The sequence below is a fragment of the Vibrio sp. V04_P4A5T148 genome (genome assembly GCF_963875605.1).
Taxonomy (GTDB): domain Bacteria; phylum Pseudomonadota; class Gammaproteobacteria; order Enterobacterales; family Vibrionaceae; genus Vibrio; species Vibrio anguillarum.
Genome location: NZ_CAWNMS010000025.1, coordinates 244,858 through 253,974, shown reverse-complemented (window position 1 = coordinate 253,974; position 9,117 = coordinate 244,858). Strand labels below are relative to the sequence as shown.

General features: G+C 43.5%; 8 protein-coding genes. All 8 read left to right on the top strand.

Annotated features, from left to right (window positions below; translation table 11 throughout):
- A partial coding sequence (locus AACT18_RS04705) for a D-glucuronyl C5-epimerase family protein (protein WP_094146615.1) occupies nucleotides 1–832 on the top strand: 832 nt, incomplete at its 5' end.
- Nucleotides 829–1,932: a glycosyltransferase family 4 protein gene (locus tag AACT18_RS04700; protein ID WP_094125113.1), complete on the top strand. Its 1,104-nt coding sequence runs from the start codon at nucleotides 829–831 to the stop codon at nucleotides 1,930–1,932. The genes AACT18_RS04705 and AACT18_RS04700, both read left to right, overlap by 4 nt.
- 9 nt (nucleotides 1,933–1,941) lie before the next feature.
- A complete protein-coding gene (gene wecB, locus AACT18_RS04695; RefSeq protein WP_010317083.1) occupies nucleotides 1,942–3,012 on the top strand; it encodes a non-hydrolyzing UDP-N-acetylglucosamine 2-epimerase in 1,071 nt (356 codons plus the stop codon).
- Complete coding sequence (locus AACT18_RS04690; RefSeq protein WP_094125112.1) at nucleotides 3,009–4,235, top strand: glycosyltransferase family 4 protein; 1,227 nt, start codon at nucleotides 3,009–3,011, stop codon at nucleotides 4,233–4,235. Before wecB ends, AACT18_RS04690 begins: the two co-directional genes overlap by 4 nt.
- Nucleotides 4,236–4,644: 409 nt before the next feature.
- The gene (locus tag AACT18_RS04685; RefSeq protein WP_094125111.1) at nucleotides 4,645–5,259 is read left to right on the top strand and encodes a sugar transferase; all 615 of its coding nucleotides are present in this window, start codon (nucleotides 4,645–4,647) and stop codon (nucleotides 5,257–5,259) included.
- A complete protein-coding gene (locus AACT18_RS04680) occupies nucleotides 5,249–5,911 on the top strand; it encodes an acetyltransferase (protein WP_094125110.1) in 663 nt (220 codons plus the stop codon). The genes AACT18_RS04685 and AACT18_RS04680 overlap by 11 nt, the downstream gene beginning before the upstream one ends.
- Nucleotides 5,912–5,913: 2 nt before the next feature.
- Nucleotides 5,914–7,089 carry a DegT/DnrJ/EryC1/StrS family aminotransferase gene (locus tag AACT18_RS04675; protein WP_094125109.1) on the top strand — a complete coding sequence of 392 codons (1,176 nt, stop codon included), beginning with the start codon at nucleotides 5,914–5,916 and terminating at the stop codon, nucleotides 7,087–7,089.
- Nucleotides 7,090–7,124: 35 nt separating this feature from the next.
- Nucleotides 7,125–9,065, top strand: coding sequence for a polysaccharide biosynthesis protein (locus AACT18_RS04670; protein ID WP_094125108.1), 1,941 nt, complete (start codon nucleotides 7,125–7,127; stop codon nucleotides 9,063–9,065).
- Nucleotides 9,066–9,117: the final 52 nt, after the last annotated feature.

The following is a 9,117-nucleotide window of genomic DNA, read 5'->3' as shown; positions in this document are numbered from 1 at the left end:
ATGCTTGAATTTCACATTAGAAAACAATAGGTTTTATTATAATCTTTTAGATGATAATGGAATACCCTACAGGTTTTATCAGTCGGTTGGTGTGCAATATAATCCGACACGAATAGCAGCCTATGGATTAGCCCATTTCAACCGATACATTGATAAGGCCTTTGATAATGATAAAGAAATTTTTATGAAGTGTGCTAACTGGTTTCTTGATCTGGATAATGCACGCTATGAATATAACTTTGATTGGGGGCAGCTTAAATCACCCTGGATCTCCTGCATGGCTCAAGGTGAAGCAGCAAGTGTTCTTATCAGAGCTTACAAATTGACGGGTGAGGACAAGTACTTACTCCAGGCAGAAAAATCACTTACACCATTGTTTTTGCCTATCACTGAGAGTGGCGTACAGTCTGTACTACCTGATGGTTCTATTTTCCTTGAGGAGTATCCTTCACTTAAACCAACTCATGTTCTTAATGGCTTTCTTTATGCATTGATAGGCCTCGGTGAATATATTGATGTTACGGGCAGTAACGTTCATCAAGATTTATTTGACAAGCTTGTAAACTCACTTTGTCAAAATATCAGTATTTGGTGTTATGCAGGTTGGTCTCTTTATGAGGATAGTGTTAAGGCTAAGGGCTTAAATTTTTGCACACCCTCTTATCATAATCTTCAAATTACACAACTCAAGTGGCTCAATAAGCGAGTCAACAACCCAGATATTCAACATGTTATAGAAGTCTGGGAAAAGGGGCTCAACAGTTTTCTTATGCGTGTTTTTGCGCTTTTAGGAAAGGTGTGTTTTCGCCTTAAGAATAAGGCACAGAGATGAATAAAATTGCTCACTTGTCTTCAGTACACACTCGCTATGACACCCGTATTTTCCTAAAGGAATGTACAACCCTTGCTAAAAATGGGTACTCGGTATCACTGGTCGTAGCAGACGGTAAGGGTGATGAAACTAAAAACAATGTGTCTATCTACGATGTAGGCGCATCTAAAGGGCGTTTGGATCGCATTCGTAATGCACCTGGTCGTGTGTTGACTAAAGCTTTGGACTTGGATGCAGATATCTACCATCTGCATGATCCTGAATTAATCCCCATTGGTTTGAAACTCAAAAAGCACGGCAAGGTGGTGATTTTTGATGCCCATGAAGATGTACCCAAGCAGTTGTTGGGTAAACCCTATCTAAATAAGCCAGCCAAGTGGTTGCTGTCTAAAACCTTTGCCATTTATGAGCATTGGGCCTGTCGTCAGTTGGATGCCGTTATTGCAGCGACCCCTTACATTCGTGATAAGTTTATTGCGATAGGGGTGCGTTCTGTGGATATCAACAACTATCCACTATTAGGCGAGCTCTCAACTGATGAGGTCGATTGGTCACAGAAAAAAGCACAGGTTGGGTATGTTGGTGGTATTGGACAGATTCGAGGTATATCTCAAGTTGTTCAAGCTATGGGTATGTTGCACTCAGATGCGCGTTTACAGCTAGCAGGTAAATTTAATGAGCATGTTGTTGAAGCAGCCGCCCATGCTGATAAAGGTTGGCAACGTGTAGATGCACTAGGTTTTGTTGGGAGGGAAGATGTTCGTGATATACTGTCTCGTTGTGTCGGTGGTTTGGTTACTTTTTTACCTTCACCTAACCACATCGATGCGCAACCCAACAAAATGTTTGAATACATGAGTGCTGGTGTTCCTGTCATCGGTTCTAATTTTCTCCTTTGGAAACAAATTATTGAGGGTAATCAGTGTGGCTTGTGTGTTGATCCACTGGCTCCTCAAACGATAGCAGAAGCGATTGACTACCTGGTTACTCATCCTGTTGAGGCTGAACAAATGGGACGTAATGGCCAGAAAGCGGTGCAGGAAAAGTACAACTGGGGTATCGAAGAGCAAAAACTACTTAATTTCTATAAATCCATATAAGTGACAAAGATGCAAAGAATTTTTACCATCATAGGCGCACGTCCACAGTTTATTAAAGCTAGCGTTGTATCGCGCGCTATTCAGCAAGTCGACGGTATTGAAGAGATTATGCTGCATACGGGCCAGCATTTTGATGCCAATATGTCGGATATTTTTTTCAACCAACTGAATATTCCACGGCCGCATATTCAGTTAGATATTCACGGTGGTAGCCACGGTGACATGACCGGGCGTATGCTGAAAGAAATTGAACAGGCCTTGCTAACCCATAAGCCAGATCGTGTCTTGGTGTATGGAGATACCAACTCAACACTTGCTGGCGCGCTTGCGGCAGCAAAACTGCATATACCTGTTGCTCACATTGAAGCAGGCTTGCGCAGCTTTAATATGCAAATGCCGGAAGAGATTAATCGTATCCTCACCGATCAAGTGAGTGATTTACTCTTTTGCCCAACGGATACGGCAGTGCAAAATCTGAATAACGAAGGCTTTGCAAACAAGCAGGTACGGGTATTGCAAGTTGGCGACGTAATGCAGGATGCGGCGCTCTTATTTGCCCAAAAAGCGGTTGCACCAGCAGGTGAGCTGCCAGATGAGTTTATTTTGGCTACATTACATCGTGCTGAAAACACAGATAGCCCCGAGCGCTTGGCGAATATTGTGAATGCACTGAATCAACTTCATCAGACTTTGGCTCCTGTTGTACTCCCTTTGCACCCACGGACGCGCAAACTGATCGCCGAACAAGGTCTTGAGTTGAACGTTCATTTGACTGATCCCGTCGGTTATTTTGAGATGGTCTGGCTACTAGATCACTGCCAGTTGGTACTGACAGATAGCGGCGGTGTGCAGAAAGAAGCGTTTTTCTTTGGTAAGGCCTGTGTCACGATGCGTGACCAAACCGAATGGGTAGAGCTGATAAAAGCGGGAGCTAATGAGTTAGTTGGTGCTGACATTACAAAGATTATTGAAGCCGCTACTCGTAATCTTGGACGTAAAATCCAAGATACACACAATCTGTATGGTGGCGGGAAAGCTGCACAGCAGATTGTGGATGTTATCCTGAAGGCTAGTATATGAGTAAAACAGTTTGGATTGTACAACAGTACGCGTCTACCCCGGCAACGGGGATTGGAGGGCGCCATTACTACTTAGGGCGTGAACTAGTAAAGCTGGGGTATAAGGTATATTTGATTGCTTCTGCTTCACACCATCTGTTACGTGAAAAGCCAGTTTTAAATCAGCCATTTAAAATAGAAACGCTGGAAGAAGGTTTCTATTTTGTGTGGGTTAATATGCCTGATTATACAGAAGCACACAGCAAGCAACGTGCTTTGAATTGGTTTTTATTCCCTTGGCAGATTCAAAAATTGGCACGAAAAATTGCTGATAAGCCGGATGCTGTTTTATCTTCTTCTCCCTCACTTATTGCTTTTTTAGGCGCTCAACGACTGGCTAAAAAATTCAAAGCCCGTTTGGTTTTTGAGGTACGTGATATCTGGCCGTTGACCTTGACTGAAATTGGTGGTTATTCACCTAAGCATCCTTTTATTCGTTTGATGCAGTGGGTGGAAGATAAAGCCTATCGTGACTCTGATGCGGTTGTATCTAATCTTAAAAACTCTGTTGAACATATGGCTGGCCGTGGTATGGCGCGTGATAAATTCAGTTGGGTGCCTAATGGGTTCTCTTTAGATGAAGTGAATCAAAAAATCCCACTCAATCATACTGCTGCCGCTCAGCTTCCAAAAAATAAATTTATCATTGGCTATACAGGTACGCTGGGCGTGGCTAACGCGTTGCAAACGCTAATTGAAGCTGCTGAGCGGTTGCAGGAATATACTGAGATTGCCTTCGTGTTAGTGGGTGCGGGAAAAGAGAAAGCCGCTCTCCAGTCTTTGGTTGCAGAGAAACAATTGCGTAATATATTCTTTATTGACCCCATTCCAAAAGTTGAAATTCAGTCTATTTTGAGCGAGTTTGATGCTTGTTACATCGGGCTTACAAAAGACCCATTATTCCGATTTGGTGTCTCACCTAACAAACTATTTGATTACCTTTATTCAGGTAAGCCGATTGTTTACGGTATTGAGTCTGGTGAGTATAAGCCAATCGAAGACTCTAAGGCGGGGCTACAAATCCCGGCCCAAGCTCCAGAGCAACTGGCTGATGCTGTCTTAAGCCTTTATCAGATGCCAGCAGAGGAAAGGCTGGCTATGGGGGAAAATGGCCGTAAAGCTGCACTTAAGCAGTATGAGTATGGGCAACTGGCTAATCAATTGATAAAAGTGTTGTTTAACTAAGTGCCTTCTGACAAGGTAACCGCATGAACATCCTTGACTTTAGATGTACATACTTTCAGAGAAAAATCATCAACATGCCTATGTTTAAAGGGTGAATTCCATAGATTGGTTGCTCTGTTGGATAGCGTTATCACACAACAAACAATTAACCGATGATCATTTTCAGTGTTTTCTAATATCTCCATAGACAAATTGGAGGTTAAACAATGAGTAACCAGCACCCATTTATGCATGTTGACGCCATCCCAGATTACCCTTAGTACTAAGTCTGAAGTGAAACGACATTGAAAGCGATTATTAAACATAAAAGGGTGATGGATCCAGAGTGCCTTTTGAAGGTATTGGGAAGCCTTTATTTACGAGAATGTTCATGATTTTTAAGTATAGTTCTGAATTTTATAGGTAGATAATGAAAAGGATATTTGATTTCCTGATTTCACTCGTGGTGCTCATTGTTTTATCCCCAATCACTGTGCTCGTTGCTTGGAAAATACGTTCAAACCTTGGCTCCCCAGTGCTTTTTCGCCAAATCAGGCCGGGTTTAAATGGTCAGCCTTTTGAAATGATCAAGTTTCGTACCATGAAAGATGCTGTGGATGCTAATGGTAACCCATTGCCGGACTCTGAACGCATGACTCCTTTCGGTGACAAGTTGCGTAATTCAAGCCTAGATGAATTGCCAGAACTTTGGAATGTGATTAAAGGTGAGATGAGCTTGGTTGGCCCTCGTCCATTGCTAATGCAATATTTACCTCTGTATAGCAAAGAGCAAGCTCGTCGGCATGAAGTCCGTCCGGGGGTGACCGGGTGGGCGCAAATTAATGGTCGCAACGCCATAAGTTGGGAAGAAAAATTCAAACTCGACGTTTGGTATGTTGATAATCACTCTTTTTGGCTAGATTTAAGAATTCTGCTGTTAACTGTAAAAAAGGTGTTTGTTAAAGAAGGTATTTCGGCGGATGGTCATGTCACCATTGCCCCATTTACAGGGAAAGATCAACAAGGAACAGGTAATGAACGTTAAGCCTGTGAGTAAAAACTCGTTAGGTTCTTGTGCAATTCTCGGTGCCAGCGGGCATGGCAAGGTGATTGCTGAAATGGCTGAGCTCAATGGCTATTCTGATATCCATTTTTATGATGACCGCTGGCCAAGTCTAGGACGAGTAGAGCTTTGGCAGGTGTCAGGCAACAGTGAAACCTTACTCAAGCAAGCGCAGAATTATGCTAATGTTGTTGTTGCTATAGGCAATAACGCAACTCGCTTAGAGAAGTACAATCAACTAGTTGCGTCAGGAGCTAGCTGTCTACCTTTGGTTCATCCCTCAGCCATAGTTAGTCGATATGCCAATGTGGAAAATGGTACGGTAGTGATGGCTGGTGCGGTGATTAACCCGTTTAGCCGTATTGGGCAGGCATGCATTATTAATACTGCCGCTACGGTAGATCACGATTGTGTCATTGAGGATGGAGTACATCTGAGCCCTGGTGTACACCTTGCCGGCGGTGTAGAAGTCGCACAAGCTAGTTGGCTGGGAATTGGTTGTCAGATTAGGCAATTAATCAAAATTGGTTCAAACGCTGTTGTTGCAGCAGGAGCAACAGTGATAAACGATGTATTAGCGAATCAGATGGTGGTAGGTGTCCCTGCAAAACCTATTTGCCCTAAGGAATTATAACTGTGTTAAATACCCCTTTTTCTCCTTGGCCGAGTTTCACTCAAGAAGAGGCTGATGCAGTAAGTAACGTGCTGCTTTCTAACAAAGTCAATTATTGGACGGGTAACGAGTGCCGTGAGTTTGAAAATGAATTCGCGACATGGGCAGGTTGTGAATACGCTATTGCCTTGGGTAACGGTACCTTAGCGCTTGATGTAGCCTTAAAAGCGTTGGGTGTTGGTGTGGGTGATGAAGTGATCACGACCTCGCGCACTTTTTTGGCCTCTGCTTCTGCGATTGTCACTGCTGGTGCCAATCCTGTGTTTGCTGATGTTGATCTCAACAGCCAAAATATTACTGCTGAAACCATTGCGGACGTAGTCACTGAAAAAACCAAAGCAGTAATTGTGGTTCATTTAGCTGGTATGCCTGCGGAAATGGATGCGATCATGGCGCTCGCCGCTGAGCGTGGTTTTTATGTGATTGAAGATTGCGCCCAAGCACATGGTGCGAGATACAAAGGCCGCAGTGTCGGCACCATTGGGCATATTGGTGCTTGGTCCTTCTGCCAAGATAAAATTATGACTACTGGTGGTGAAGGCGGCATGGTGACGACAAATGACCATGCGCTTTGGTCGCTGATGTGGTCCTACAAAGATCATGGTAAAAGCTATGATGCTGTATACAATCGTCAGCACCCGCCGGGCTTTCGCTGGTTACATGAAAGCTTTGGTACTAACTGGCGTATGACTGAGATCCAAGGAGTATTGGGCAGAATTCAGCTCCGGCGTATGGCTGAGTGGACAGCAAAGCGTCAATGTAATGGTAAGAAGCTTGACCAAGCTGTATCTGATTTAGTTGTTGTACGGTGTGTTCAAGTACCAGACTACATTGAGCATGCTGAATACAAACATTACATGTTCATTAATCCTGAGCGATTGAAGGAGGGGTGGAACCGTGATCGTATCGTGGAAGAAATCAACGCCTCGGGTGTGCCTGCATATCAAGGCAGCTGTTCGGAAATTTACCTCGAAAAAGCCTTTGACAACACGTCATGGCGCCCTGCAGAGCGTCTACCTAATGCTCTGCTACTTGGCGAATCCAGTTTAATGTTCCTCGTTCATCCTACTTTGACTGAGCAAGAAATGAAAAAAAGTTGTGCCATGATTCGGAGAGTTTTAACTGAGGCCACTCTCTGATAATGAATACTAAATGAAATTTATAAAGGCGTTACATGGCTAGGCTGAACTTTATCTGGAACTTATCGCGGGTTAATAAGCGCATTATCAGCGTCATTATTGACCTTTTCTTTATCGTCTTCTCTTTTTATGCCGCTTATTGGGTAAGAATTGGTGATATTGTTCTGATCAAATCACCAACGGTCCCTTATCTTCTGGGTTGTGTTGCTATCATCACCATCCTTTCTTTCACACGGCTTGGGCTCTACCGTGCGGTATTGCGTTACCTTACTTTTCATGCGTTAGCGGTGGTCAGTATTGGCACGGTGATTTCAGCGGCTTCTGTTGCCGTTCTTGCATTTTATTTTAGTGCGCCTATTCCGCGTTCTTTACCCATTATTTATGGAACCTTTCTTTGCCTCTTTTGTGGAGGATCGCGGCTTATCGTTCGTGTGCTCGTTGCTCAACTTAATGGTAAAGGAAATACAGCCGTGCTTATTTATGGTGCGGGCTCAGCGGGAAGGCAGCTTGCACTAGCGTTAAAAAATTCAGAAACGCATAAGGTAGTCGGGTTTATTGATGAAGATAAAACCCTTGAAAATACCGTCATTATGGGGCTTTGTGTATGTGATGTTGCTAAGGCAGAAAGACTCATTGCTAAACATAATGTAAAGCAGATACTACTCGCAGTGCCAAGTGCTTCGCGTGCTCGAAGAAAGAAAATATTGGTGTCTTTGGTTCACCTTTCAGCGGAAGTACTTACCGTACCAGATATGAAAGATATTGTTGAAGGTAAGGCGAGTATTGATGAGCTAAAAGACGTTGCGATTGAGGACTTACTTGGGCGAGATCCGGTTATACCACAGCGCTCTTTAATGGAAGCAAACATTAAAGATAAAGTTGTTATGGTCACCGGGGCTGGGGGCTCGATTGGCTCAGAATTGTGTCGACAAATTATTCTCAGCCAGCCGAAAAAGTTGATTCTTTTTGAGTTGTCTGAATTTGCGCTATACCAAATTGATCGAGAGCTTAGTCAACTTATTGTCCGCAAAAAACTAAATATTGAAATCGTACCTCTGCTTGGTTCTGTTCAGCGTATTAATCGTTTATCAATGGTGATGAAAAGCTTTAGCATTCAAACCATTTATCATGCCGCCGCCTATAAGCATGTACCTTTGGTTGAGTTCAATGTCGTTGAAGGGGTAAGAAACAATGTGTTTGGTACTTACTACACCGCAAAAGCTGCAGTAGAAGCTCAAGTTGAGTCTTTTGTGCTTATCTCTACAGACAAAGCAGTTAGGCCGACTAATGTAATGGGTACGACTAAGCGCATGGCTGAATTAGGTTTACAAGCCTTGGCAGAGCAAGAAAATGAGAAGCCTAAAGGCACCCGTTTTTGTATGGTGCGTTTTGGTAATGTGTTGGGTTCTTCTGGTTCCGTGGTACCACTGTTTAAAAAACAGATAGCAACAGGCGGCCCTTTAACGGTTACTGACCCTGAAATAACGCGTTATTTTATGACCATTCCAGAAGCTGCGCAGTTGGTTATTCAAGCAGGAGCGATGGGCAAAGGTGGTGATGTGTTCGTTCTCGATATGGGGGAATCTGTGCGTATTTCAGATCTTGCCAAAAATCTTATTCAGCTTTCTGGGTTGGAAGTGAAAGACGAATCTAACCCATACGGTGACATTGAGATAAGTTATACCGGGCTACGCCCTGGAGAGAAGCTGTATGAAGAGCTTCTGATAGGTGACAATGTTGAGCATACGGCGCATGAACGAATCATGACCGCGACAGAAGTAAACTTACCGTTACCTCAATACATGCATCTTTTGGAAGAGCTCGATATTGCTTGCCATAACTTTGATCATGAGCGTATTCGTGAGCTGCTGCTTGAAGCACCGACAGGTTTTACCCCCAGTGATGGTATTTGTGACTTGGTGTGGAAGAGAAATAATCCAGGAGAAGTGTCCAAAGAGTGCTTAGCAACGTATTAGCGAAACCAGATACGGTATAAAAGGGTTCATCACCATGTGATGAACCCTTTTG